Consider the following 25,013-nt stretch of genomic DNA (forward strand, 5'->3'; position numbering starts at 1 on the left):
GTCTGTCAGTCAATGCTGAAAGCCATGCTGGCAGGCAGAAACGATGGCGCGCCATCGCCGTTGTTGATGGTCTTCGGTTGTGTGAGCATGCCCCAGTCCCAGGCATTGCCGCTGGACGCCGCGTCATATGTCAACCAGGCCGCCACCACCCCCCAGTTTGCAATCGGAGCGGGAAAATCGATGGCGACATTGTTGCTGGTCGTGCCGCTGGTGCCGGTTGAAGCGGTTTCCGTGCCGGGTCCCTGGGTGCCGCTGAAGTTGACCAGGCTGGCTGCGATGCTGGCGCGGGTGTAGTCGCCACCGGACACTTCCGGCAGATTGGCGGCCGCTTCGAAATCGGGGTACATCTCGGTCCAGACGGCAGTGCCGTCATTGACGGTGCCGCCCTGGGTCGTCGTCCAGCTGGGTTCACTGCCGCCGGTCGTGCCCGCTGTCGTGCAGCGGTACATATGCCCGTTGGGCGTGGCCGGAATGATGGTGTCGCCCAGGGAAACCGCCGTATTGCGGGCATCGTTCGAATAGCCGCGCGTAGCCAGGATCAGCGCTATGTGATAGGTGGCTGGCGGCGTCAATGGCTGTCCCCGGTAAAGAAAATCCTGCAACTTGTTTTCTTTGTAATTGGTGGCTGCGGTCATTTGATTGTCCTTTCAATATGCTGGTTAATGATGTCGAGTATGTTTTCCCTGTCATCGGTGTCGATGCCCAGATACGGCCTGGCCGGGATCACCACCTTTTTGACGCGCCGCGCGCTGCCATCCGCCAACCGGAAAAACAGGCTTTGCGCCGACCGGGGCCGGATCTCTCCGCCAAACTGATGGATAGCGGCGTAAATTTTATTGCTGCCCCATTCTGCGGCCGCGCTGTCTGCCCGGCTCACGATCGAATCGAGCAAATGCCGGTCCTGCACCAGCGTCTTGCCGCCATGCAGCCGGGCGCGCAGGCTCGGTTGCCAGGGCTGCCGGTCTGGCCCGGCCTGTTCCTGGAAGCGCCGACGGGTCGCGTTTTCGCCGTAGAACGCAATCGCGCCCAACATGCGCGCCGGGTTGCTTCCCAGCGCCATCAGCCTGCTCAGCGCATCCTGCAACTGCCGGTCGTCCACTTCCAGGCGTATGCGCATCAGATAAACCCTTGCGAATCCCCGCGCTTGAACGCGGGCGAGGTGGCCGTCATCTGCGCGCCATTGTTGGAGCTTTGCATGCTGCTGCTGTCGATCACGCCCAGCTTGGCCCGGCCTGCGGCCACGTCGCGCAACAGCGCGATGGCGGCCTGGTAGCGTTTCTCCACGATTTCTATCATCCGGTCTTCATACAGCGCATAGCGGGCCAGATCGCACGCGATCCGCTCCAGCTCGATCGGCAGGGGGGCTGCCAGCGGCAGCGTATAGCGCACCGAGAGATAGCCGTTGATCTGTGCATCGGCATCGGTCAATGCCCGTTCGATGACTGCCTGGTTGACCTCCCCCAGCCGCTCCCGGTCGGTCAGCTGAATCAGCTCGTTTTCGCCAAAGCGATCGATCAGGTTTTGCAGGCTGGCGTAGGTCATTGGTCGTCAGCGCCGCATTCATCCACGGCCAGCATGGGCTCATGCCGGAGCTGCGCAATCTGCTCTGCGGTCAAATCAGCCAGCGCAATCATGCGAGGCCGCGGGCCGAAGGTGTAGCCCGCGCGGCGGAAGCGGCCGCCGAAAGTTCTGACGCGCAAGGCGCGGCCCTTCTCCTGGGGCGCTGCCGGTTCGGTTGTCTTGTCTGTCGCTCTTGCCATGTTGTCTCCTGTTACCCCTGACGAAATGCATTGGCTTCAGACGGAGCGAGAGCTACCCGCTCCGCCATCAGGATTAGCCCGCGCCGGTCGAACCCAGCGCCAGCTGCCAGAAGCCATAGCCGCCTGCGGCTCTCGCTTCCGCGCCAAACTTGAACTTCTTGCGCATGAAGACATCATCGTTTTCCTGCCCGGTTTGCTCGACGAACACCGGCGCCTTGCGTTCCTGGTAGATGAACGGCTTGACCGGTTTGGTGGTATCGAGCAGGAACCAGGCGGTATCAGAAGTCAGGCGCGCATCGACCACCACTTCTGCCGTGCCCTTGAACAGATTGGCCTTGCCATCGTCCAGCCGGTCGTTGTTGACCAGGGCGAGCGCGACATGCTCCAGCGCGGGCGGCACCAGCAACACATTCGGATTGATGTTGAGCGGGCGGCCTTCGTCGTCCTTGAACTTGCGCATGGCCGTGCGTGCCGCGCCATAGCTGGCGATGGCCGCCGCCTGGCTGGCCGCGCTCAGGGCCACGGTCAACTTGTTGGACACATTCGCGCCCGCCACCAGGTGGTCGGTATCGAAGAAATACTGCCCATCGAAACACAGGGACGTGAACCCGCCGTTGACCAGCGCCATCACAATCTCGTCCGGCAGCTGGGCGGCCGATTCCCCCGCCATCTGCGCCTGCGGGCCGTAGATCCCGAGTTGATCGTCTTCGATATCGTTGCGGTCCACCTCGATGGTGGCCTCCCAGTCCTTGTTCGGGATGGTGTAGGCAAACGCTTCCAGCGACTTGATATGCTTGTCGCCGATCCATTCCTTCATGCGCGGGAATTTCGACAACCAGGCATAATCGTTCTGGCGGGTCGTCGAGGAAATGCGCATGCCGATTTTCGGCCAGACCGTCGGCGCTGCGCCAAAGGCGTTGTTGAAGGTCGTTTTGAGGCTGACAAAAACATTGTCAATGGTCTGCTTGTTGACCAACAGGCCGGCGAAGCCAACAAAGCTCAGCGGCTCCACACCCTCTGCCATCAATCCAAGCCCCTCCACCGGCGCTGCCAGCACAGCGAATGCACCCAGCACCATCACCGCCAGCATAAAAAGGCCAAGGGCAAATTTTGTCAATTTCTTCATAGAATCTCCTGATTGATATTTCTGGTTTATCCGGGTTTACTCGACCCAAACGCCGTCGGCCTCGATGCCGATCACCTTGCCCGCCACCGAGCGGGTGCTGGTGCCGCTGGTCTTGGCAACCGTCTCGTCATCGACGATGTAACAGTTCTTGCCCAGATCGGCCTGCACCACGGCATCCGCGCCATGGTTCTTCCACTTGAACGCCTTCTTGCGCCGGACGTTGACAGTCTGCGCGCCATTTGCGCCCCCGCTGTTATCCACTCGCTCCTCGGCGCGGCCCAGATAGGTGAGCGTGGTCGCCACGGCACCAGGCGTGGCAAAGCCGGAGGCATTGAGCGCGACCAGCGCGCCGGCGTGGATCGTGACGCTGGTTGCAACCGGTACATTGACCAGTTCGCCATCCTGCATCGGGGTATTGCGGTCTGCTGATAAAGCCATGTTTTCTCCTGGATAGTTGAGTCAGACGGAATCAGTCGGACGGGCGCAGGTTTTTGCGGAAATCTTCCGGGCTGATATTCATGACGCGGCACAGGGTCAGCTGCTCATCCGTCAACGGCTCGCCCTCGCCACCGCCTGCGGGCGGTTTGCCGCCGGTCTGGTTGCCGCTCAGAGCAGCAATCGGTTGACTGGCTTCCAGGTAGGCCGTGAGCGAAGCCAGATCCTTCTTGCCCAGGTCGCGCGCCCAGTTTTCCTGCACTGGTAGCAATCGGCCTTCGGCCAGCGCGCTTTCCACCACCTCGTTCACCGTTCGCTCGCTTTGCTCGGCTTTCAGGCTGGCCAGCTCGCCTTGCAGCGCTTGCATGGCAGCCACCGGCACAAACCTGGCCGGGTCCGGATTGTCCGCAACCGCCCGCAATGTGGTAATTTGCGCGTTCAGGCCGTTGACCAGCGCCACCAGATGGAAATCCGCGCGGCTGGCAACAGCTGGCGCACTGGCCTTGAGCTGATCGATGGCCTTTTGCAGCTCGGCCACCACTTCCTCGGTCGTCGCCGTCACCGGCAAATTGAGCAGCCAGCGCAGCTGCTCCAGCAGTTCATTCATAGTGAGACTCTCCTTGTCGGGATATAGAAGATTGATCTGGGATGCCGCGACGGCATCCATGCCATCGAGCGCCGGGTTATTGGTCAGCGCTGCGTTCAGCAGGCGCTTGACCGCGCCGGTCTGTTTGTCATAGGTAAAAACGGGGGAGATGTAGCGGTATTCCCCGCTCTCTATCATCTGGCTGGCGCGTGCGGTCCATTCGACATCGATTGCATACAGGCCCGAGTCGCGCCATTCGATCTGACTGAACCAGGCTGCCGCCGGCGCGGGCTGGCCGTTCTGTGCAGTGAGCAGCGTCTGGTGCTCGTAATCGACTACGGTGCGGTTCTTGCGCGTCAGGAATTCATCAATGATTCTGGCCGCGCGCTCGGCGTCGATCTGCCAGTGCGGCACATCATGCGGGCGGCCATCGGTAGCACGGAATTGCCCGGCCGGCAGCAATTGAATTTCATTGGCGGCCGTGACGCTGATCGCGCAGGCGGCAATGCCAACTGCTGCGGCGGGCTGATTCTGAAAGAAGTGTTTTCGATCCATGCCGCCATGTTAATGACGGCAGGCAGGCGGGTTAAGGAAGCGTTAAATCCTCCTTATTCAATGACTTATGTAAAAAACATGCTATCATTGCAAGACAGTATCAAGCAATGACCGATGATCAGACGCAGGAGACCCCAATGAATGAAACGTTGACCCGCAATGGGCTGACAACCGGCCAACAAAACGCCCGCAATGCCGCCAAGGCCAAGCGCAGCCCGCTGGAGCGCGCGCGCGACAACCCGAGATCGGTCAAACTGGCCGTGGCGGCATATTGCTATCACACCTGCAAGGCACAGACCGCCAGCAACTCGCACCTCACCAAACGCGCGATCAAAAATTGCGAAAAAACCGACTGTCCTTTATGGCCGCATCGCGGCTTCCAAACCCCTGCAAAATGACCCGTTTTTCGGGTATTTCCAAAAAACGGGATACAACCCGATCAAACCCCCATTTTTTGGGGTAATTTAACGGCGGTTAACGTGCGTTAATCGACCGTTAAAAACTCCTAAAATTTTCTAGCAATACCTTGGTACCAAAAAATAAAAATAATCGCTTAAATCGAATTCTGATGCGTTTTAACGTTTCTTGTTTTTTTGGCCCTCAGGGCCTACAATTTACCCATGCGGGTGTGACACGGTGAAACTCCCCCGGCCGTAGCACGGCAGCGATGCCGGCGCATCATGTGGGGTTGCCGGGAAACCGGAATGGGGGGCCCCACCACCCGCACACTCATCCTCACTCAGCTTTTTTCAGCAGCCTTCTGATTTCTTCATTGCGCTTCACCTCGTTCGCAGACAGACGCCGGAAGCTGGTCATGAATATGACACGCCCTGTTTTGGTCGCTTTCACCACGGTCACATAACCATCCTGTTCCAGGATATAGATCATGCTCCGGCTGGTATCCTGAATCTGCTTGCCGTTCTCGATGGCGCTTTGCACAAAACCGTATTCTTCCGCCGTAATTTCTGGATGCACGGCTTGTTGCTTTTTCATGGTCTCGGCAGAGATGCGCACGGTATGCGTCTTGGCACCCATCGCGGCAGCATCCCGATCCCGCAGCACGCCGATCGGAAACACGCCTTCAGGCTGATCATGGAATTTCCCGAACTCACCGCTTGATACCAGGCTCCGGATCATGCCCGCAGCCAGCGTCTCATCCGCTGCATCCAGCTTGTCGGCGACGAATGCATTCAGGTTCTCGCGCCGACCGCCCGGCGGATAGTTGAAGGACGGATCGACCCCTCTTGGAATCTGCTGCACTTCGCCGGTGCGCTTGTTGACGTAGGTATAGGTTTCTTCCTGCGGGGCGCGGTCCACCGTCAGCCCTCTTTGCGCCAGCATGCGGTCGGTCAGGGCAATCACCCCGCATTTGCAGTTATAGGCTTTGACCGGATAATGCGCTGCCCAGAAAGGATCATCCACCGGCAACACCAGGCCATCCCACGCCGAATGCTCCAGCCTGGGGTGTTCGCTGTTGTTGGCGTCGTACATCAGATAGGGGAAAGCTTCCTTGTGATCCTGGATGCGGGCCCACTGGCCCTCGGAATGCGCTGTGCGCAGGTTGGTATCGAAGATCAGCTTCAATCGTCTGGGGCTGCCCAGCTCGACTTCCCGGACTTCGCCGGTTTGCGGGTCTGCCATTTCGGCGCGCCCCCACCAGCCCTTTTCCATCAGCAGCGGGCTAAGGTGGCTTCGGAACTGTTCAAAAGGGGTGCCCTCGGCCAGGGCATTATCGACCGCTGCCCGGATATCGCGCAGGATATCGAGCTGCATGGCCTTGGCCACGGTAAAGGCTGCCTGGTGTTCCTGCTGCCAGACATCCTGCCAGCTGAATCCGATCCGGTAGCCTTTCTGGCGGAAATAGGCAATTGCGTCCTCGGGCGGCAGGCGCTTGAATTCAAACATGCTCGGGTGTCCGTTGGAGAGGAATAAACCACCAACCGTGAAAGGGCTCACCGGGCCGGTGCAGTGGCTGACCCATCGGCAGGCGATGGTTCCCGGCACGCGCCACCAATATATAACCCACCCCCTGACGGGACAGGGCCGTGACGATCTCGCGCAGGTCGGCCCGCGACAGCTGGCCATGAAACCCGGTCAGAATCGCCACATCGCCATGCAGCCATACATTGCCGACCGCGCGGTAATCCGGCTGGTCGGCGGGATCGCCATCGATCACGCGCAGCAGTTGGTGGCTCGGTTCCAGCCAGATCATTCAGAAAATGGCACCCTCACGCATGAGGGCACCAGTCAAATGGGCTAGATAGACAGCGCCAGCATGGCGCCAGCCATCATCCCGATCAGAAACGGCGCGCCCACCATCAAGGGCACGATCAGATCCCGCTTGGCGATTTCCTCGGCGACAATCTGACCAGGCGTTCTCACGGACGCTTCCAGGTCGTACAGCTCTTCCTGGATATACTCGTTCACATCCGACAGCTTGTCTTCTATGGTGTCGCGCACCTGATCAAATCTGAAATTAATATTAGGCTCTGGCATTGCTGCTCCTTTGTGGTTGATAAATCGTTCAATCGTCTGAGTCGTCTTGCTGATCGCGCACCCGGCCATAAATGGCGGCTGCGAATTGACCCTGGGCCAGCGCTTCCACCAGCGCATCGATACGCATCGCGCCAATCAGCTCCGGCAGCCTGCGCTGGAAATCCTCATAATCGGCTGCACTGGCAGCCAGCGCCATGATCGGGACGATCAATGGATCGGTCAGCTTTTCCCAGTCGCCGGCCAGCGCATCGCCGAACAGGTCGAAGGCATCCGCGCCCGTCTGGCTGGCAGCCGCCACTGCCGTGGCCGATTCCAGCGCAGGCGGTGGCCCGGCCATGAATGGCTGGGGTGGCAGCAGAACCGGCTCGTCATTCTTTGGGGCAGGGATGGCCAGCTTGTCCATGACCCACGACACCGGAATCGGCATGCCGACATGGACCAGCTTGGGCAAGGCATCCGAATAGATACCGATATCCTCCGGGGCCTTGAGATCGATCACGAACCGGGGCAGGCGGCGCATGTCCTCGACGGCCCCGATATTGAGCACCAGCAGCGGATAGACCAGATCGCGCGTCAAGGTGCCGCACAGCTGCAAGGTGTCGGAAACGGCCAGATCGTGCCGGACTTCGTTGTGCACGTTGCCCAGCGCGTGGGTGCTCGATTTGCCGTCTGCCTGGGTGGTCAGGGTACCGCCCAGGATGGCTTTGCTCTGGGTGCGCTCGCACCAGTCGAGCATCGCCTGGTAGGGCTCGTGGCTGCCCTTGGCGGCTTCCTTGAAATCGATATCCATCCCTTCTGGGATAATGCCGGCCGCGTCATGACCAATCTGCATCACGGCGCGCAGCAAGGTGTCCTTTTCATCGTCCCCGCTGCCGCTTGGATACGTGCCCAGGCGCAGCGGCAGGCCGTAGATTTCCAGAAACTCGGCCAGGTCGCGCACCGAATAATTCTTGAACAGGTAGGGCCAGGCCAGCACACGATGCAGCCCGGCGCGAGACAGGTAGCCCGATTTGGCCTTGTGCACATGCACAATCCAGCCAAACGGCTGCAAGGGCGCGCCATCGAGCGACAGATCGCGCAAGCGGATTTGCGTGCGCGTGTCACGGTCGGTCATGAACCAGCTCTGCGGGCGGTGCTCGATCGCTTTGGGAATCCAGTCGCGACCGAGCCGCTGCCATTCTATTTCCAGACAGGCAAAACCATGCCCGATGCCATCCAGGCAATCGAGCATCACATCTTCCAGGTTGGGCACATCGCTCATCAGCTCCTTGAGCGCGGCGGCGGTTTTTTTCTCGCGCGCGGAAGGGTTGCGTGGCGGCTCAATGCTCCAGCTGCCCGTCAGCAGCGCACGCTTGCGCTTGCTCATCTCGGCGAAGATATGGCCGTCCTTTTCCTCCATATCGACAAACAGATCATGCTGGGCGCGGATGTCGCCCTGTTCGGCGGCATCCATGACCCTGGCCAGCTTGGCCGGAGTCAATCCCCGGCTCGGGTGGCTGGCGTATTCGTGATGCAGATGCCGGATTTCGGCCGTCTGCGATGCCTTGAGCCGCCCGGTATCGATCGGGTTGCCATGCATATCCAACAGTTTTACCATGCGCCTCCTTGTCTATGCGCTTTGCCCGCGCCCTGATAGGCCATGCCCGCGTTGCGGGTCGTGGCCGCCATCCACAGCATGTGCAGGGCATCCGGGCCGTCGTCATGATCGGCCTTGGGAAAATGGCGCAGCTGATCGATCAGGGTATTTTGCGAAGGGTGCAGCCGGATCAGCCGGTTGGCCATATGCGGCTGCAGCGATTCGATCCGCAACAGCTTGTCACTGCTGGGCTGGATCGCCCTGGCCGGGACCGGCACGCCACGCGCAGCCGAGCGCTTGACCAGCTCAGTGCGGAAGAATTCCTGGAACTGGACCGACTCCACCACCCACAGCAGACAGCGGTATTCCGCCTGAAGCGCGATCACGTCCTCAATGATGCGGTCCGGCAGGCGTTTCTTGATCAGCGCCTCGACCACATCCAGCACCCCGGTTTCCCGGCTGAAGCCGCCCACCAACAGGGCGGACGGGTCGCGGCTGGCGCCCTGTTTACCCAGGGAAGGGTCGCAAGCGCCAAAGAAACGCCAGCTGCTCAGCCGGTTGACCCAGAAATGGATGCAATCGGCAAACGGCGCATCGTCTCCCGATACTGGGTCGTTCTGCTGTTCGCTGTCGAATGCCGGGCGCCCATCGCGGGCGCGCTTGAGCATCAGCTTGTAGAGCGGCTGCGCCTGCGGCCAGGCGACCACGGCGCCGGCTTCCATCTGCGTCGCGCGTTCGCTGTAGAAGGCGAGCGCTGCCGCTTCGCCCTGGTTGAGCAGAATTTCTTCCCAGCGGTCCCACAGATCCATGCGGTGCGGCCACTCGATCACGGCCCGGAACTTGCGCGCGCGCCACAGCGGATTGCCGAGCAGACGGGCCAGCACCGAGTCATAGTGCAAAATGGTGCCGATGATGATCACATCCATGCTGTCATCGGCCGGGCCGAGCGAGAGCACGGTTTTCTTGAGCCAGGACTCCAGCTTGTCGCGCTGCTCGGGGCTGCGCACGTTTTCATCGTTTTCCAGATCATCGCCAATCACCAGATCGGGACGGTGCGGGCCATGGCGCAAGCCGCGCATGCGCTTGCCCGAGCCGAACACCTGCACCTTGGCATCGTTGCGGGTCACGATGGTGCCCACCTGCCACACCCGGCCCTGGCCGCAGGCGTCCGGGAAATCCATCAACAGGCGCGGGTTGTATTGCAACTCGGCCTTGATCGCTTCCAGCATCGGCAGGGCCTGCTCCAGCGCATCCATGATGATCACGGGGTAATGCTTGCGGCCCGTCACCACGCACCAGATGACAAATATCTGCGTCACCAGAGTGGATTTGGCGTTGCCGCGTGGGGCCGCGATCACATCATGGTCCCCGCTGCCGTTATCGACGATCTCCGGCAGCCGCTGATACAGAAAATCGTGCAAGGTGGCATTGGCCGCCTTGATATAGTGCGGGAAGTAGGTGCGCGCGAAATATTCGAGATTTTGCCCGGCTTGCTTGAGCCGGGCCTGCCTGGCTGCGGGATCGGGCGCGAAGCCATCCACTTCGGCTTCGATCTGCTGGCGGAATTGCATCGCCAGCTGCGCGATCTCCTGCAAAAAGGCGCGGCGCGTGGTTTTACCCATAGCGTCTGCCTATGCTCTCGCCAAACGGCAGCAGCACTTCTTCCATCGCCGCAGCGTGCTGCGGGTAGTCCGTCTGAATGAACTGCACCAGGTCACGCAGAATATCGGCGGCAAAGCTGAGCTTGTCCAGTTTCGGGTTGCCCTTGGACACGGCGTTCATGGTCTTGGAATAGGCATCCGAAATGCGCGACAGCACCTCGGCCTTCTCCAGCGGTTTGACATCCTTGCTGTCCTTGATGTCGTTCATGGTGCTCTGAAACAGCAGCATGAAATCCTCCAGCACCGTGGCCGTAACCGCTTCCGTCCCCAGGCTGGACATTCTGGCGGCCGCGCGGGCGCGGTCCCAGTCGTCCCCGTTCTTGAGCGCGCTGGATTTCCAGCGCGTGACGGTGCTGATCGGGATCTTGTAGCGGCGCGAGATTGCCTTGAGGTTTAACGCTTCATAGACAAAAGCCGCGCGCGCCTCGGCTACTTTATCGGGTGAATAGGCCATGTAGAAAGCAAGCCATCACAGGCCGATGGCATGCTTGCCCTTTTCGATCATCAAGGCCACCCCGACCGACACCAACCCGCCACTGACCGCGCCGGTCATGGCCGAATGGCGCTCGATCTTGCGTACCCGGCCATCCAGACTGCCGATCATGTCCTTGGTCTGGTTCTGGTTCTTAATCACCAGATCCAGCTTGCCCTTGATTTCCCCCAGCAGCATGGCTTGTTCGTTGGTCATCGCGATCCTCTTTTTGTTGTCAATTCGTGTATCTGCTGGCATGCGATGCAGCGGGTCACGCCTCTGATGGCGCGTTGCCTGGCCAAAGGAATTTCACAGCCGCAGTCTTCGCAATGGCTGAGCGAGGGCGGCGCATCCGGCGCAATGGCGCGCCGCTGGGTGTATTCGTATTCAGCCAGCTCCAGCTGCTGGGCGAAATCCTCCGCTCTCATGGCAAGCCATCGCCTATTTCTTTCTGGTCGGCGGGGTGGCGGTTGCCCACTCCACCAGCGCCTTGTGCCGCGCCTGGCACTCGTAATACAGAGCCGCGCGTTCCAGGCTGTTGCGCAGCAGGGTTGACAGCCGGCCATCCAGCGCTGGCGGCAGATCCGGACACAACGCCGTCAGCGAGGCGGGCGGCTGGCGCGGCGGTGAAATCTGTAGTGGGGCGGGCGTTGTAGAGGCGCAGGCCGTCAGCATCGAGGCTGCAATCGTTATAACCCGTGTTGCGATCGATGTTTTCATTGGCTTTTTCCTTGACATGGACATAGACCGTGCGCACCTGCTCGCGGTCGGCTTCAAAGGCGGCGGCCTGGCCATGGGTTTGCTCGGCTTCCAGCAGGGCCTGCTCGCGCGCGGCCCGCACGGCGGATTCGATCGCCTGGACTTGCCTGGCCTGGATCTCCGATTGCCCGTCTTCGCGGCCCTGGTAGTAGCCAGCCAGGAACAGCACAATGGCCAGCAGCCAGGTCCAGTGCGTAAACAGCCAGCTCATTTGGCCGCTCCCGCGCTGTAGCGGATAGACAGCAGCTTGCTGAGAACAGTATGCCCGCCGACCACACCCAGATAGATCAGCCAGATCTCGGCGCTGGGCGGCGCTTCGGCAAACAGCCCCCAGCGCAGAAAGACCAGCGTGGCGGCCAGGTAGGAGACATGCGCCCACAGCTTGCTCTGGGAGAGCATGCCGGTGCCACAGTCGGTAATCAGTTCACTTGCCTTCATGGGTTTCTCCCAGCACATGGCCTGGCAGGGGCTGCATCTGGTTGGCCAGCCAATCGTCCACACTGAAGCCGGGGCAGGTTTTCTTGACCTCGGGCAGATCCCGGTGGCCCACCACCTTCACCCCCCGGTAGCGAACTATCAGGCTGGATACGCCATTGTGCAGACTCTCCCACTGGGCCGGGCTGAAGCGGTCGGTGCCGATCATGCAAATGCCGATGGTGCGGGCATTGAAGCCGCGCGCATGCGCGCCCACTTCGTCCAGATGGCGGCCGGTTGCAACCGCGCCATTGGTGTAGATCACAAAGTGATAGCCGATATGGCCCAGTTCTTCGTTCTGGCGCGCGCGCCAGTTCTGGTTGCGCCGAAAACCGGCCTGGCGGTGCCAGAGATCAATGTCGCGGACATCGTGCCAGCGGCCATTGGGTGTGGCGGCGCAGTGTATGACGAGGTGGCTAATGGGTCTGTTCATGCCATCCTCCGAAATGTTTTTGCTGCGCAGCGAAACATGGATATCAAGCGCGCTTTCCAGCGGTATCCAGGAGGATTACATTGATTCAGCAACCGCATACCGTGAAGCGCTTTTGCGAGCACTCGATCAGACCAGGCCATAAAGGGCGCGTAGGGGTCTGAAAGCATCGCCTGCTCGGCAGTGCGTTCTGGGTGTATTGGGCTTTGGCTTGAGTTCGTGTTCATGCCGCCATGATGGCAGCAAGAACCGCATGAAATAAGGCTTGGGGGGTTCCGCCCGAAGGACTCGGGCGGGGGTCAGGGTTTCAGATTATGCTGGATCGTCGGCGCTGTCAATCCCTGCTGCCAACGCTTGTTCGAGTTTGAGCAGATCTTGCTCGCACATCGCCAGCAGATCCATCACGGCGTGGGCGATGCCGACCGCGCAGCGGCTGGCGCGGCGCTGGGATGCGTCCTCGCCGCACGGGATGGCTTCCGGGATATAGGCTGCAATGGCCTGGAGGCTGTCGAGGCGGCAGGCCAGATCATAGAAGGATTCCGGCATGCGGTTCATGCTTCACCTCCCATGGGCGTCAATGCGGGAACCTGCGGGCGGTTGTCCGGCCGGGCCAGCAGCCCGCAGGCTTGCATGCGGCGGCGGTGCTCGCGCAGGGTTCTGGGGCGGCGCTGGATCAGCAGGCAGATCTCGAACGTGGACAAGCCCAGGCGATCATATTTGGCGATCTTGGCCCACAGCGGGCGGGCCTTGAGCAGCTCCTCGCGCATGGCCTCGTTGATGACCGGCTGGCGATGCTTGAGCGCGGTTTCCATGCGCTCGAACTCGTCAATGAAGGCGATCTTGAGCCGGGTCGCATTGATGCCCGTGAAGCCCATCGCCAGCAGCATGAAGCTCTTCTTGGTCAGGGTGTACATGGGTCTTCTCTCGCCTTTTGCGTCGTAATATTCAACGGGTCCAAAATTGGACCGGTTGAATTCTCCAGCACACTCGGCCATCAATGACCGCAAATCACGCATCACGTGCTTATGCTCCTTACCGAAATACTCGGCCACGATAAGGGTGTTGGTGGTGGCTTGATCCCCTTGCAGGGTGACGATGGATTGGTTGTTCATCTTTACGCTCCTTTTAGATGGAAATTCCCACGAAGGTCGTGGGCGGCCAGGCGCTCTAAACCGGCGTAAGTCGGCGGAGTTATTCCCGGTTGCCCGGTATTGTATTCCTCGCACACCCGGCCATCGGAAAACGATGGACGTAAAAAAACCACAGCTGACGGACGTGGTTGCCGCTTACGCATAACGGTGTTTAGATCACCTGCGGCGAACCGTACACCGGTTTGCCTGGGTTGTCAACCATTGCAGCCATTGCAGCCTTATGTAAAGAAAAACCCGTTTCCTTTACATAAAACTGCCGGGGGTGAATTGGCTATCTCCCGGCGGCGGGTCAGCACCCCTCGTTACACATCGAAGCTTATCTGCTTGGCGCTGATTGCCTGCTCCGCGCACAGGGCGGCGGCTTCATTGGCCCGCTTGATGGCGGCGTGCATTTCCCGTTCCGCCAGCTCGACCTGTTCGAGTGTGGCGCGCAGGGCCGCCATGTCGGCCTGGTTTTCCGCCAGGTTGTGCACTTGTGTGGCCAGGTTGCGCAGCAGCGCGAAGCGTCTGCCGGCTGCATCCCGCGCCTGGATGCGGTATGCGTGGTATTCGCCAATGGCTTGATAATTCATGTGCGTGGCCTTGTTAGCTGTTGGCGGGTAATTGGTTGAGGGCGGATTCCAGCCTGGCCAGGGCCGCGCCCTGGCTCAAGATCCGCATGGATCTGAAATCAAGGGTCTTGCCTGCGGTGCGATTGCCTTTTGGCCTGCTCACATATCGCATTGGTTCCAGCTGCTCGGGCGTGATGTGGTAGAGGTAATAGTATCTGGCGGCAGCACCCGCGCCTGGGCGAATCTTCTCTCTGCGGATCTTGTGCCGCTTCATGATGCGCAGGGCTCCCCCATGGGTCACATTGAGGAAGGCGGCGATTTCATTGACTCTCATCATTTTGCTTCTCCTTTTGCAATTAAAACAATGTTTGTTGTTTGGGGTTGTTTTTTCTCTCGGCCTCTCGCCTGGCGGTGGCCAGGATTTCGCCGATATGGCGTTCGGTCAGGCCGTATTTGCGGGCCAGTTGGCTGCGGCTCAGCGCCGGGTATTCGGCCATAATCTTGCTGTTGCGCAGTGCGGTGCGCAGCAGGTGGGCTTTCGGGATGTCGAAGTGTTCCTGGCCACCGTAGTGCTCGCTCAGGATGCAGGCGGCTTCGCGCCCGACGAGATCGATCAGGATATGTTCTGCCGGGATATGCTTGGGCACGTAGAGGCGCACGCCGCCATAGTAATCGCATAGCTTCAGCGTGGCGGGCAGGCCGATCAATCCGGCGATTTCACGCAGGATGCCAGGCAGCAGGCTTTCGTCGATGTCATGCATGGGTCTTTTTTCTGGCCTTGTAGTTGAGGGCGGCGATGATCTTGCGCAGCTGGTCGGGCTGGCACCATTCGGCGCGTTCGATCTTGAACATTTGCTGGCTGATCCCATGGGCGTAGTGCCAGGGCAATTCCATTGCGGTCAGCAGCGCGCCGATTTTGCCGAGCAGCCCGGCATGCTGGGCGCTGGGCCGGTTTTTGGGCGCGCCTCTGGCTGCTTTTTTTGGCGGGCTGCGTCGCCAGCCCTTCTGTTCGAAGTGCGCCAGCAGTTGCTGCCGCCCGTTTGCGTCCAGATCGCGGCTGCTGCGCACCTTCGCCAGCTGCCACAGCAGTTGGCGGTAGGTGCAGTCATCCAGACCCAGCTGGGTTTTGGCGATGTGGATCAGGGCCAGTTCGCGTTTGCGTTGTTGTGGGGTGTCCATATCGTTAAATCTCCAAAAAAAAACTTGCTGGATAGCGCTAGGTTTAACGCTATCCGGCCAGCTTTCTTAAGGTTGTTCCTGCTCGAACGGGGTGATGACGAAATCTTCCACGCCGGTGATAACGTTCAGCCCGGCCACACCGCGCACTTCATCCGGTTCGTTGAGAATGGCTTCCTTGTTGACTTCCTCCTTGGTGCGGATGAAGCGCTCAAGGCCCAAGCGGCGCAGGGTTTCCAGCACCACTTGCTGCCCTCTTATGGACACGGAGGGCGGACGTTGACGCCATTGCACTTCGCCGGTGATGAGGTTGGCGGTTTTGACGCGGCCGTTGTCGGTCAGCGCGTGGCGGTGGGCTTCGCAGTAGCCCTGCACGCCGGCTTGCAGGAGGTTGATCTGTTCCTTGATGGCGTCCATGCGCGGCTGAAAGTTTTGCGTGATGGCGGCAATTGCGTCGTTCATTTCGGTGCTGGTGCGGGTCAGCTGGCGTTGCAGGTCGCCGATCTTGCGAATGTCGGCGGCGGCGTCATCGCGGCTTTGCGGCACGTAGGCAATGGATTTGGTTTTGAGTCGGGCGGCATTTCTTGCCATCGATTGTTCTCCTTGTGGTTAATGATTCGGTTTGGTTGCGTCAGCGGGTGCGGGGGGCTGCTCGCCCGCATGGGGCGCCGCTTGCGATTTGGCCAGGAATTGCTGCAACTGGCTGCGCACGGCTTCTGGCATCTCGCTTTTTGGGGCTTGCTCTGCTTGCCGGGCGCGCCCGGTTTGGCGGCGTATTTCCCGCGCGGCTTCGCCTCTGGCTTCGGCCTTGTCGGCAGCCGAAGCGATGATGGTCAGCAGATAGCCATGGCTTTTGATTGGCAGCGCGAGGCTATCCCGATTGCTGAGCATTTGTTCCAGTGCCATTTGCCAGGATGATGCGGGCGCGGGCCAGATGCGCCCCTTGTGCTCGATCTTGCCGGCCTGGATCATGGGCAGCAGTTCATCGAGCAGCTTGGTCAGGCGCACCATGGAAAGCGCCCGCTGGGCAGGCTTGAACAGTTGCACGTAGCCCAGCAGCAGATCCCCGAACGGGGTGAGGCTGAATGCGCGCTTGACGGCGTTGCGCGCCGCAACGTCATTCAACCCGGCCTCGATCGGGAAATCGGTCTGGCAGCAGGGGCAGATCACTCGCATGTCAGCAGCAGCATGAAGACGGCCAGAAACAGCAGCCAGGCGGCAATCAGCCGGAAGCGGAGGGTTTGCTTGTCCAGTTGCATGTTCAGCGCCCTCCCAATGGGGTGGATAGGGTCCACTCCACTTGCACGCCGTCGAGGTTGGTGGCCATGGTTTTTTTCTCGACCCCATGCAGGCGGGTGATCTTGATCATGGCGCCCCCCAGCAGGTTGCAGCGTGGCGAGGGATGGAGGGTGACGCGGGCATTGCGGCTGCCTACGCTGATATCGAGCACGCGGTGGCCGGATCGCGCCAGGGTGATGGCGACGCGCTTGGCGTTGGTCAGGGCGTCCATGAGTTCCTGGTTGTGGCGGCCGATGCTGGCATGAGCCGGGGCGGGTTGCGGGGTCGCGGGCGCTGGCGCGTCGCAGGCGGTGGCCGGGTGGACGATCGGCAGGCCCGCTGCGCTGACCGCCTTGCGATTGCGCAGCCATGAATGGGTGGTGAGCAAGATGCTTTGAATCGGATTCATTGGGTGATCTCCTGGCTAATTTCTGGTTCGTGTGTTTGTGCGTCCTTATGCGCGCAGGTCTGGCAGGTGCGCCAGTGTTTCATGGCGCGCGGGCTGCTGGTCGGCGGCCGCCGGGTGTGATAATCCGCACATTGGGCATGGCTGATTTCCTGCCCCAGGTATGGGCATTCGACGCGGCCGTAAACAGCCATCACCCGTTGGGCGATGTGCTGCGGGCTGGCCGGGTATTTGTCGTGGAAGATCAGGCTGATGGCGGTTCTCGATACGCCCAGATCCAGCGCAACTTGGGTGATGCTGGTCTGCTCGATGGCCGCGATCATGAGTTCTCGCCACATAGCGCCACCTCCTTGCCGATGTTTTGATCAAAGAGCGTGCCTTGCGCGGGCCGCCAGATGGGCGCGATCGGGCCGGTGTCCTTGTTGTCCGGCAGCCAGTAGCGCAGGTGGCCGTTGGAAGTCGGGGCTTCGCCCGCTTCGCGCCGGGGCATTCTGACCAGGTAGCCTGCCCGTTCCAGGGCCTTGAGATATTTGCCGATGTTGTTGCGCACGGCCTTTTCTTCGCCCTGCACGACCAGCGTTTCGATTTCCGGCAGGCTGAATTTGCGCCGGATGCGGATGGCGCGCCAGACACGGGTACGCAGGCTGCCACGATGGATGCGCGCACCCGGTTGCGGGCCTCTCGGGCCTGATTTCAGTTTCGTTTCCCCAGCAGCCAGCGCTTGCTGGCCGGCGCTGGTCAGGCAATGGCCGCCCGTTTCGGTGCGCTCAACCAGGCCATGCTTGCGCAATTTGAGCAGTGCGTTTTCCACTTGCTTGGCCGTCAGTCCGGTCAGTTCAACCAGCCTGTCTTTGGTGATGCACGCTTTGGGGGCGTGCCGGCCGATGTCCCTGAGTAATTGTTCTGCTATCCAGGCCATTGCTCACCGGCCTCCTTTGATGAGTCGGGGGCGGCTCGCTTGCCAGTCGAGCGTGAGAGCGCGCCCTGCCATCGCTTCCAGGCCGACGCTGGCCAGGCCATTGCGCTTGCCTTCACGCTCCACCAGGGCAATGGCATTCATGACTTCACGCATGCGGCCTTTGCTTTGGCGATGGATTTCGCGCGCCAATTCGGGTTCTACAACCACTTCGCATTTCTGCTGGCAGGTCGCCATGACATCTTCCAAGGTTGCCGGGCCGAATGTCACGACATGCGCGATGCGGCTGCTGATTTGAAGATGCTTGCTGATTTTGGTCTGCACTTTTTCCATGCCGACCAGCACGACGGTGACTTCCGTCAGGTCGGACAGATCGCGGATGGCTTCGAGCACCTGGGCGTTGTTGCGCATGCAGTGATCGACTTCATCGATTACAATCGGGGTCTGGTTGCGCCCGAGATAGCCGGATACCCGCCCGAAGACTTCCTTGGAGCGGCCGGAGGGGTCCACTTTCAAGTTTTCGGCCAGCTCGGTCAGGAAGTAACGCGGGGTCCAGTCGGTTTTGGCGCGCAGGTAGGCAGCCCCTACTTGCACGGCCCATTGATCGACGGTTTCCGATTTGCCGTAGCCCGCTTCCCCGGTGATCAGCAGCAGGCTGGATTCTTGCGCGCCGCGCCCTTCAACTGCGGCCAAGCCTTCCTTGAACCGCTCGTAGTTACTTGTTTTGACAAAAACGTTTTTCAAATTTAAACTCCTGTCTTGCAGATTTGGATTAGTGGATAGGTTGCACGGTAATGGCTGTTATCGTGCGGCCGCCGATTCGTCTTCTTCGTTTTTCTCCTCCTTTTGTAGTTTTTCCAGTTTCCGCTCGGCAAAGTGGTCGTCGTCCGATGTCCAGACGATGCTTTCCCGGGCAAAGATTTCTTTCATGTCCCAGTAGTATTCCCCGTGCACAAAGTCGCGCAGCCATTGGATATCGTGCTGTGTCCAGTAGCCGCGATGATGCAGGTGCATGAGCCAGCGGTACTTTTCCGCGTCAGACGTGAACCATGGCCGCTTGTCGCCCTGCGTGGGCAGGACGCCGATGTTGGTCGCGTCGAACATGTCTTCCAGGTGTTCAGCCTCGATGGCCAGCGCCATGTCCGGACTTTGCTTGATCGGCATGGGGGGCAGCGTCTCGGCCGGCTGGTGTTCGAGGATGAGCGGCGGGTCGAGCTCGGCCTGCGCTTCTTCGATTCTGGCTTCAGCCCGCTTGATGCGTGCCTGGGCGCGCTTGTAGTTGGCCTGGTCGATGAATGACTGCGGAAAGTAGCGCTGCGAATTGGCTTCGAATTCGGCGATCGCCACCAGGCGGCCTTCACGATCTCTGACCCAGACCCGGCTGGCGTCGTGAATGTCGTACCCGACCCGCATGGTTTCGCCGTGGTAATGCGCCAGGTCATGGCTGAAGTAGCGATTGCCAAACAGGCGGATCTCGCCACGGGTGGTTTTGGCGGTTTTGTATGGCCGGAACAGGTCATTGCGATCATGGCCCGCGACTTCAACCGCTTGCCAGCCTTCGCTGATTGCCTGCGCCCAGGCGTCATTCGGGCTCTGGTGACGCCGGACGCCATCAGCTGTAACGATTTTCGGCAGGGATGAATGCGCCCGGTCGTTGTAGCGGTCGATCTCGCTCTGGCAGAAGGCGATGAATGCCGGCCACTCGATCAGCAGTTTCGATCTGCCTGATGGCTGTAGCACTTCCTTGCGCGTGACCTTGAAGGCGCGCTGCTTGGCTTGCGGATCCATGTCCTTGCCCATGTAGGTGGGCAGGGTTTTGGCGGCACGCACCCAAATGCTTTGCTGCACACGCTCGATCAGGCCACGCGCCTGGGAGGCATACGGCAGGCTGTGCGTCAGTTGGATGCCCAGCCGGGCCATGAAGCCGGTGACTTCGTTGTTCATCATGTCGTTCTTGAAGCCGGTGCCGTTGTCGACATAGAAGATCGAGGGAATGCTGCACGAGAGGCAGGCATGCCGCAGCGCATCGAGCACGGTCCATGACGATTCGGCCAGGCCGATGGAAAAGCCCACCACCTTGCGGGTGGCCACATCGAGCACGGTCGTGATTTCCGGCCGGAATGCGCGCCCATGAGCGGGATGCGCCACTTCTGCATCGAAGGTATGCCCATCGGCGGTATAACATTCGGCCGGCCACATGCCACGGGTGTCGCGGCGCACAAAGGGCAGGATGTTTTTGATTTGCCGGCTGCCCATGCGCCCATGGTGCTGGTCGACGTTGCTCATTTTTTCGATGAAGCGCATGCATGTCCGATAGGAAGGCGCTTTCACCCCGTCTGACAGGTTTCTCAGCAGCTGTTCATGGCAATATAGCAGGCTGGGTTTTTGCGGCTGGCTGTAGAGCCGCAGCAGCGCAGGCGCCCAGGCGGGTATGTTGTTGAAACTCCGATCATGCGGAGCCAGTTCCGTCATGGTGCCCTGGCCTTGCTCCATTTTCCGCAGCCAGCGGTAAACGCTGGCGCGCGATAGCACCTGCTTTTGCCCCATCTTCTTGGCACGTGCGATCTCAACCGCTGCTTGCAGGGTTTCCGGCAGCGCGCTGTTTTTCGACTGTTCGACAATTTCCAGGATGGCGGCTTCCTTGCCGATTTTGCTCGCCAGGCACTGCACTGCCTCGCAGATGGCCAGCCGCGCCGCAGCCACTTCGCGCTGCCATACTTTCAGATCACCGGCAGGCTTGAGCGCCTGGCTGATTTTCTCCAGATCCGCCCTGGCCGGTTCAGACTCGGCAGGCCGTGAGACAATCCGGCCCAATACCCGGTCGCGGATCAGCACCAGCACATCAACCGGCGGCAGGTATTCATAGCCATTGTTGCCGGGGCGCTTGCGCGCAACCCATTTTTCACGCTTGGCCTTCTTGAGCATCCCAAATTCTGTTGAGGGCAATCCAGGCAATTGCATGGCGGCCAGCTCATAACATGTGTAATAGATATTGGTCTCACTCATGGCTATCCTCCATGGCGCGCTTCAATTGCTTGATTTGTTTGGTGGCTTCGTCCCGGATGCGCTCCAGTTGGCCCAGCTTGGCATCGAGCGCTTCCTGGCCGACGGCCAGTTTGGCGCCGATTTTCTGGGCGGCAAATGTGGTGAGCGTGTTGGCCCCGGTTGCAAGATCGAAGGCTATCGCCGTATCGAATGGCGGAATATGGTCCTCGCGCGATTCGGCGGTGTAGGCGTCCAGCATGTGCTTGCTGATGTCACGCCCGGGCAGGCGGCTCATTTTGGCCGCGATGTCGTAGCGATCATGGCCCTTGAGCGCCTCGGACATGGCATGCGCGATTTCCGCCCGGCAGGAAAGACTGCCAGGCGCGCTGGCTGGCGCCGGCGGCAGTTCATCGAACAGGCTTCTCGTCCGTGTATCACGCTTGGCAATCACCATGGCTAGACACTCTGGCTGTTTGCCGGATTGACATTGCACGAATGGCCAGATGCGTTAACATTGTTGCGCTTGGCTTTGTAACGCCCCAGCCCGCGTTCGCCTCGCCCGGATTTGGGCGAGCCATCGGCACGATAACGGGATGGCCATATAATATGGGGGTGAGTCCCCAGGTGCTCTGCGATGATGCGCTCGTACTTGGGGTACGGATGGTTCAGGCAGTTGCGCAGCACGCCACGACCCAATCCGTTGCGGATGGAAAGCTTGGATAGATCGGTCCCTGTTTTACGCACGGCCGCAATGATGTCGGCACGATGCCAGTCCTTCGAGGCTGGTTTTTTTGGCATGTTTAACGAATCCATAAATTTATACAAAACAGCATGTTAAGAAATCTGTCCATACTTGTCAACAACAATTGCGCAATAGACCGGACTTTTTTCTATTAATTTTCTTGGCCATTTGATAACAGGTTGATTTTTATGATATTTAAATCCGGTTTGTTCTTAACAATATTCTCTACCCTTGCACCATGAGTACAGAATGGTTTTCTGCTGCGGACCTTGCCAAATTAGGCGCTGAACTTGTAGCGAAACTGCCCACAACAGAAAGGGGAGCACTCAGGCACGCAAAGCAAAATTTATGGGAAAAAAAGGTTGTCGATGCCAAGGGAGGAAAAGGCGGGAAGAAATCTGTCTTTAGACCCCCAGACGAAATCCTGAAAAGGATTTACCTGTTTATGCTGGATAACCCTTATTTCCTGGATTCCGGTCAAAAGGGAATTCCCGCAGAGGATTACGCAAGGCACAAAGAGAATATTCTTGTGGCCAGGCGCGCCAAGTCTTCGTCTGGATCACCCGCAGGGCTGAACGATTTTGTACTGGTGCCAAGATACGATGTCCGGGCAAGCGCCGGGCACGGCGAGATGGTTCATTCCGAACAAATTGTCGATCACCTCGCATTCAGGAAATCATGGGTACGCTCGGAACTGGGCTGCACAGAGAAGGATCTGGCGCTCATCACTGTAAAAGGTGACAGCATGGAACCCACGCTAAGCCAGAATGATTTGATTCTGATCGATATGAGCAAGAACCTCATATCGGATAATGCGGTTTATGTTTTGCAGTACGATGGGTCGCTATGGGTCAAGCGCATTCAGCGCAAGATAAATGGCTCGGTCATCATAAAAAGCGACAACCCTGAATACGAAATTGAAGAGCTGGATGAAGAGCAGGCCAGGTCGCTCAAGGTCCTGGGAATGGTGGTCTGGTATGGGCGCAAAATTTGAGCAAATTTAACGTTTTTTATGTGTTTTTGAGTTGCGCCGGTTTTTCTAAAATCGCGAAATGCCGGGTAATGCAAGTGCATGAAGATAAAGATAAAAAACGACCTTCACAACTGTGATTTTTCTCTAGGACATAGTTGCGGACAATGACAAATGAATAATGCTTAATATTTAACCTTAACAATATCGTTTATCTATTTGATATATATGAACTTATCTGCGGCAATTACTGCGCGGCCAGCTGCATTTTTAATGCAATTAAGTATCAATTGAAATGGCAAACACTTCCTTTTGCCCTTATTTTCCTCTTTCAAGTCTCAAATAACTTTTTTTACCCAAATCCCCCTCAAACCCTTACCACACGCCACTTTCAACCCTTTTTTATCTTTCTCTCTAAGTCTCAAATGAAATGTCACCCCACACTCAGCATCGAATTCCTTTCTTCTTCACCCAGCAATCCGAGCCTCCACCTTCTCCTCTAATTTGTTTTGATTTTTGATTCTAGCTGTATCGGCAAAGACGCTTCACCTTCTCCGATGCTAGAAAACTGATTACTCGGGCTGCGTCTTAATCCAGACGGGTGACTAGTGTCGAGCGTACTGAATACGATGTACTCATGGCAACAATGGATATGGTTAATAGTCTATGCTGTTTAGTGGCAGGGTGTTATTTGGACTATTAACAAAGGCAAGCTAGTGGGCGACACCTTTGATGTTTGATGATGTATTTCTTTGAATATCCGCAATTCTTTCCAATCTGCTATTACTAGTATTTTTTTTGATCTTCACCATAGGAATTGCTTTAAGGTTTATGTCTAAAAACCTTTCTCATCATCCAATTCCAATCAGCAAGCATTATCAGGGGTGACCATCTCATTACTTCTGCCTCTGTTTCAGTATGAAAAATTACATGAAGCCTGTGAAGACGATACTCTTTACTGACGCCGATATTTTCATCGTAACCAACCATATCTAATGCAAAATATTTCGTTCCACTTACTGGTTCTGTTTCCTCTTTTCCGATAAAGCTGGCCATCAGAACTGGAATATCTTTCTCATCTATTGTTGGCAAGTCTATAAGCACTAGTGTCTTACTATTTTGGTCATAATGAAGTGAGTAAAACTTATTTTCAGGTTCTATTACTCCATCTTCTATTAGACCAGGAGGTGGGCCATAGCTTTGCCAAATACCGTCGATAAAGCTTAGATCACGTTCTTCTTCGGCTAATGCAGTTAGTGGCAATACTAGCAATGCCAAAAGCACTGATTTGATGAAGTATTTATACATGATATCTCTTACTTTATATGGTTAATTATAAGCTACACTCTACAACTCATGAATCTCGCCCGCCAAAGCAATTTGAATAGCGATAAGTGGCTTGCGCCCTTTATTGTCCATGGATTGTAGATAGATCGAGATTCGGCAATAGGCTTGTGTATATGTTACTAATTCTGAAACAACCTGATACTTTCTATTCTACTTTAGACATTCTTATGTTCCGTTCTCTCAACTATTGGTAAACGACACACGGGACTTTAGCAAAAAAAAGTAGCACTGCTGTTTTGTGAGTTTTCAGTCTTCCCCAAAAGATTGTGCGTGTCATATTTAGCCAGTTTTCCGCGTTTAACGCTGCGTTTGGAATGGAATAACCGGCAGCTCTTTTTCGGCGCGCGTTAAAGTAGAGCTTACTCAGAAAGTATAAGTAACTGATTCTATATTAGAATCACCTCTATTCTGATAAAATAGTGCACGTAAATAAGACAAATAACCCCAAAAACCGTGCACGATGATCCGCTACCAGAACCAGAAACAACGCTCCCTCGAAGGATTTGATACCCCGCCCGGCATGGTTCTTGATCCGAGGAATCGCTGGGTAAGACTGAGTGATTGCATGCCGTGGGACGAATTGGCCGATAGCTACTACAAGACACTCTCCCGGACATTAGGACGTCCATCCAAGGATGCGCGGATAGTAATCGGAGCAGTCATCATCAAACACAAGTTATCGGTTTCGGATGAGGAAACGGTAGAGCAGATCCGGGAGAACCCGTACCTGCAATATTTTATCGGACTGAAAGGCTTTCAATCGAAAGCACCTTTTGCGCCCTCGTTACTGGTTGAAGTACGCAAGCGCATGGGGCAGACAGTATTTGATGAATTCCATGCGGCCATCATTAAGGCCGTCGAGCAGAAAAAGGCAAAGAAGCCTGACCAGGATAATGATGGCGGTAGCCCTGGCAGGACGGCATCGAATCGCAGCGAAGATGACTGTCATATTGCAGCTGTCCCGGTCACTGCAAAGCAGTCTTCAACGTCAGACAAAACACCCCGCAATCAGGGGAAAATGATCATAGACGCCACCGTGGCCGAACAGGCGATTCGTTTTCCGACAGATCTTGGATTGCTGAATGAAGCACGCGAATTGAGCGAACACATCATCGATGTGCTGCATGAAAAAAGTCACCGGCCGCAGAAAAAGAAACCGCG

37 protein-coding genes are annotated in these 25,013 nt (G+C 58.0%); 3 read left to right on the forward strand and 34 right to left on the reverse strand.

Going from position 1 to position 25,013, the window contains the following annotated elements:
* Positions 1-5: 5 nt before the first annotated feature.
* The 7 genes from BLV85_RS04250 to BLV85_RS04280 form a co-directional block, all read right to left on the reverse strand.
* Entirely contained in the window at positions 6-635 is a 630-nt protein-coding gene (locus BLV85_RS04250) for a phage tail fiber protein (RefSeq protein WP_090412471.1), read from the reverse strand.
* Entirely contained in the window at positions 632-1,117 is a 486-nt protein-coding gene (locus BLV85_RS04255; protein ID WP_090412474.1) for a phage virion morphogenesis protein, read from the reverse strand. The genes BLV85_RS04250 and BLV85_RS04255 overlap by 4 nt, the downstream gene beginning before the upstream one ends.
* Positions 1,117-1,542 carry a gp436 family protein gene (locus BLV85_RS04260; RefSeq protein ID WP_090412476.1) on the reverse strand — a complete coding sequence of 142 codons (426 nt, stop codon included), beginning with the start codon at positions 1,540-1,542 and terminating at the stop codon, positions 1,117-1,119. The genes BLV85_RS04255 and BLV85_RS04260 overlap by 1 nt, the downstream gene beginning before the upstream one ends.
* Complete coding sequence (locus BLV85_RS04265) at positions 1,539-1,760, reverse strand: hypothetical protein (protein ID WP_090412478.1); 222 nt, start codon at positions 1,758-1,760, stop codon at positions 1,539-1,541. Before BLV85_RS04265 ends, BLV85_RS04260 begins: the two co-directional genes overlap by 4 nt.
* A gap of 73 nt (positions 1,761-1,833) precedes the next feature.
* Positions 1,834-2,886: a Mu-like prophage major head subunit gpT family protein gene (locus BLV85_RS04270; RefSeq protein WP_245725085.1), complete on the reverse strand. Its 1,053-nt coding sequence runs from the start codon at positions 2,884-2,886 to the stop codon at positions 1,834-1,836.
* A gap of 36 nt (positions 2,887-2,922) precedes the next feature.
* Entirely contained in the window at positions 2,923-3,324 is a 402-nt protein-coding gene (locus BLV85_RS04275) for a hypothetical protein (RefSeq protein ID WP_090412480.1), read from the reverse strand.
* A gap of 31 nt (positions 3,325-3,355) precedes the next feature.
* Positions 3,356-4,462, reverse strand: a complete 1,107-nt coding sequence (locus BLV85_RS04280; protein ID WP_090412482.1) for a phage protease — start codon at positions 4,460-4,462, stop codon at positions 3,356-3,358.
* 137 nt (positions 4,463-4,599) lie between these two features.
* Between BLV85_RS04280 and BLV85_RS04285 the strand changes: the two genes are divergently transcribed.
* Positions 4,600-4,860, forward strand: coding sequence for a hypothetical protein (locus BLV85_RS04285; protein ID WP_090412484.1), 261 nt, complete (start codon positions 4,600-4,602; stop codon positions 4,858-4,860).
* A gap of 337 nt (positions 4,861-5,197) precedes the next feature.
* Here the strand turns inward: BLV85_RS04285 and BLV85_RS04290 are convergent, their stop codons facing one another.
* The 26 genes from BLV85_RS04290 to BLV85_RS04410 form a co-directional block, all read right to left on the reverse strand.
* A complete protein-coding gene (locus BLV85_RS04290; RefSeq protein WP_176973924.1) occupies positions 5,198-6,367 on the reverse strand; it encodes a phage head morphogenesis protein in 1,170 nt (389 codons plus the stop codon).
* Positions 6,360-6,674: a hypothetical protein gene (locus BLV85_RS15105; RefSeq protein ID WP_176973925.1), complete on the reverse strand. Its 315-nt coding sequence runs from the start codon at positions 6,672-6,674 to the stop codon at positions 6,360-6,362. The genes BLV85_RS04290 and BLV85_RS15105 overlap by 8 nt, the downstream gene beginning before the upstream one ends.
* 44 nt (positions 6,675-6,718) lie before the next feature.
* Positions 6,719-6,958 carry a hypothetical protein gene (locus BLV85_RS04295; protein ID WP_090412487.1) on the reverse strand — a complete coding sequence of 80 codons (240 nt, stop codon included), beginning with the start codon at positions 6,956-6,958 and terminating at the stop codon, positions 6,719-6,721.
* Positions 6,959-6,986: 28 nt separating this feature from the next.
* Entirely contained in the window at positions 6,987-8,555 is a 1,569-nt protein-coding gene (locus BLV85_RS04300; RefSeq protein ID WP_090412489.1) for a DUF935 domain-containing protein, read from the reverse strand.
* On the reverse strand, positions 8,549-10,156 hold the full coding sequence (terL, locus tag BLV85_RS04305; RefSeq protein WP_090412493.1) for a phage terminase large subunit: 1,608 nt from the start codon (positions 10,154-10,156) through the stop codon (positions 8,549-8,551). The genes BLV85_RS04300 and terL overlap by 7 nt, the downstream gene beginning before the upstream one ends.
* The gene (locus BLV85_RS04310; protein WP_090412495.1) at positions 10,149-10,649 is read right to left on the reverse strand and encodes a DUF1804 family protein; all 501 of its coding nucleotides are present in this window, start codon (positions 10,647-10,649) and stop codon (positions 10,149-10,151) included. Before BLV85_RS04310 ends, terL begins: the two co-directional genes overlap by 8 nt.
* A 15-nt stretch (positions 10,650-10,664) precedes the next feature.
* On the reverse strand, positions 10,665-10,883 hold the full coding sequence (locus BLV85_RS04315) for a hypothetical protein (protein ID WP_090412497.1): 219 nt from the start codon (positions 10,881-10,883) through the stop codon (positions 10,665-10,667).
* Positions 10,880-11,095, reverse strand: a complete 216-nt coding sequence (locus BLV85_RS04320) for a TraR/DksA C4-type zinc finger protein (RefSeq protein WP_090412499.1) — start codon at positions 11,093-11,095, stop codon at positions 10,880-10,882. The genes BLV85_RS04315 and BLV85_RS04320 overlap by 4 nt, the downstream gene beginning before the upstream one ends.
* Positions 11,092-11,637 (reverse strand): hypothetical protein, encoded by a 546-nt coding sequence (locus tag BLV85_RS04325; protein WP_090412500.1) that lies wholly within the window; start codon positions 11,635-11,637, stop codon positions 11,092-11,094. The genes BLV85_RS04320 and BLV85_RS04325 overlap by 4 nt, the downstream gene beginning before the upstream one ends.
* Entirely contained in the window at positions 11,634-11,864 is a 231-nt protein-coding gene (locus BLV85_RS04330; RefSeq protein WP_090412502.1) for a hypothetical protein, read from the reverse strand. The genes BLV85_RS04325 and BLV85_RS04330 overlap by 4 nt, the downstream gene beginning before the upstream one ends.
* Complete coding sequence (locus BLV85_RS04335; protein ID WP_090412504.1) at positions 11,851-12,333, reverse strand: N-acetylmuramoyl-L-alanine amidase; 483 nt, start codon at positions 12,331-12,333, stop codon at positions 11,851-11,853. The genes BLV85_RS04330 and BLV85_RS04335 overlap by 14 nt, the downstream gene beginning before the upstream one ends.
* Before the next feature lie 309 nt (positions 12,334-12,642).
* Positions 12,643-12,885 (reverse strand): hypothetical protein, encoded by a 243-nt coding sequence (locus tag BLV85_RS04340; protein WP_090412506.1) that lies wholly within the window; start codon positions 12,883-12,885, stop codon positions 12,643-12,645.
* Positions 12,882-13,442, reverse strand: a complete 561-nt coding sequence (locus tag BLV85_RS04345) for a Rha family transcriptional regulator (RefSeq protein WP_090412508.1) — start codon at positions 13,440-13,442, stop codon at positions 12,882-12,884. Before BLV85_RS04345 ends, BLV85_RS04340 begins: the two co-directional genes overlap by 4 nt.
* A 341-nt stretch (positions 13,443-13,783) precedes the next feature.
* Positions 13,784-14,053 carry a hypothetical protein gene (locus BLV85_RS04350; protein ID WP_090412509.1) on the reverse strand — a complete coding sequence of 90 codons (270 nt, stop codon included), beginning with the start codon at positions 14,051-14,053 and terminating at the stop codon, positions 13,784-13,786.
* 13 nt (positions 14,054-14,066) lie between these two features.
* The gene (locus BLV85_RS04355; RefSeq protein WP_090412512.1) at positions 14,067-14,369 is read right to left on the reverse strand and encodes a hypothetical protein; all 303 of its coding nucleotides are present in this window, start codon (positions 14,367-14,369) and stop codon (positions 14,067-14,069) included.
* A 19-nt stretch (positions 14,370-14,388) separates the two neighbouring features.
* Positions 14,389-14,793: a Mor transcription activator family protein gene (locus BLV85_RS04360; protein WP_176973926.1), complete on the reverse strand. Its 405-nt coding sequence runs from the start codon at positions 14,791-14,793 to the stop codon at positions 14,389-14,391.
* The gene (locus BLV85_RS04365) at positions 14,786-15,211 is read right to left on the reverse strand and encodes a gp16 family protein (protein ID WP_090412519.1); all 426 of its coding nucleotides are present in this window, start codon (positions 15,209-15,211) and stop codon (positions 14,786-14,788) included. Before BLV85_RS04365 ends, BLV85_RS04360 begins: the two co-directional genes overlap by 8 nt.
* 66 nt (positions 15,212-15,277) lie before the next feature.
* Entirely contained in the window at positions 15,278-15,799 is a 522-nt protein-coding gene (locus tag BLV85_RS04370; protein WP_090412521.1) for a host-nuclease inhibitor Gam family protein, read from the reverse strand.
* 18 nt (positions 15,800-15,817) lie between these two features.
* Positions 15,818-16,384, reverse strand: a complete 567-nt coding sequence (locus BLV85_RS04375; RefSeq protein ID WP_090412523.1) for a hypothetical protein — start codon at positions 16,382-16,384, stop codon at positions 15,818-15,820.
* A gap of 85 nt (positions 16,385-16,469) precedes the next feature.
* Entirely contained in the window at positions 16,470-16,895 is a 426-nt protein-coding gene (locus BLV85_RS04380; protein WP_090412524.1) for a hypothetical protein, read from the reverse strand.
* Positions 16,892-17,230, reverse strand: a complete 339-nt coding sequence (locus tag BLV85_RS04385) for a LacI family transcriptional regulator (RefSeq protein ID WP_143032285.1) — start codon at positions 17,228-17,230, stop codon at positions 16,892-16,894. The genes BLV85_RS04380 and BLV85_RS04385 overlap by 4 nt, the downstream gene beginning before the upstream one ends.
* Entirely contained in the window at positions 17,212-17,811 is a 600-nt protein-coding gene (locus tag BLV85_RS04390; protein ID WP_090412528.1) for a hypothetical protein, read from the reverse strand. Before BLV85_RS04390 ends, BLV85_RS04385 begins: the two co-directional genes overlap by 19 nt.
* A 3-nt stretch (positions 17,812-17,814) precedes the next feature.
* Positions 17,815-18,552, reverse strand: a complete 738-nt coding sequence (locus BLV85_RS04395; protein ID WP_090412532.1) for an AAA family ATPase — start codon at positions 18,550-18,552, stop codon at positions 17,815-17,817.
* A gap of 57 nt (positions 18,553-18,609) precedes the next feature.
* Complete coding sequence (locus tag BLV85_RS04400) at positions 18,610-20,814, reverse strand: Mu transposase C-terminal domain-containing protein (RefSeq protein WP_090412534.1); 2,205 nt, start codon at positions 20,812-20,814, stop codon at positions 18,610-18,612.
* On the reverse strand, positions 20,807-21,247 hold the full coding sequence (locus BLV85_RS04405) for a hypothetical protein (protein WP_090412536.1): 441 nt from the start codon (positions 21,245-21,247) through the stop codon (positions 20,807-20,809). The genes BLV85_RS04400 and BLV85_RS04405 overlap by 8 nt, the downstream gene beginning before the upstream one ends.
* A 2-nt stretch (positions 21,248-21,249) precedes the next feature.
* Positions 21,250-21,591, reverse strand: a complete 342-nt coding sequence (locus BLV85_RS04410; protein WP_090412538.1) for a helix-turn-helix domain-containing protein — start codon at positions 21,589-21,591, stop codon at positions 21,250-21,252.
* 389 nt (positions 21,592-21,980) lie between these two features.
* Here BLV85_RS04410 and BLV85_RS04415 point away from each other — a divergent pair, with 389 nt between their 5' ends.
* Positions 21,981-22,529, forward strand: coding sequence for a S24 family peptidase (locus BLV85_RS04415; RefSeq protein WP_176973927.1), 549 nt, complete (start codon positions 21,981-21,983; stop codon positions 22,527-22,529).
* Positions 22,530-23,327: 798 nt separating this feature from the next.
* Here the strand turns inward: BLV85_RS04415 and BLV85_RS04420 are convergent.
* Positions 23,328-23,813 (reverse strand): hypothetical protein, encoded by a 486-nt coding sequence (locus BLV85_RS04420; protein WP_090412542.1) that lies wholly within the window; start codon positions 23,811-23,813, stop codon positions 23,328-23,330.
* A gap of 499 nt (positions 23,814-24,312) precedes the next feature.
* Here BLV85_RS04420 and BLV85_RS04425 point away from each other — a divergent pair.
* Positions 24,313-25,013 (forward strand): transposase (locus BLV85_RS04425; protein WP_143032286.1); only part of this gene is annotated, 701 nt, incomplete at its 3' end.

The organism is Nitrosomonas halophila (assembly GCF_900107165.1).
GTDB lineage: Bacteria > Pseudomonadota > Gammaproteobacteria > Burkholderiales > Nitrosomonadaceae > Nitrosomonas > Nitrosomonas halophila.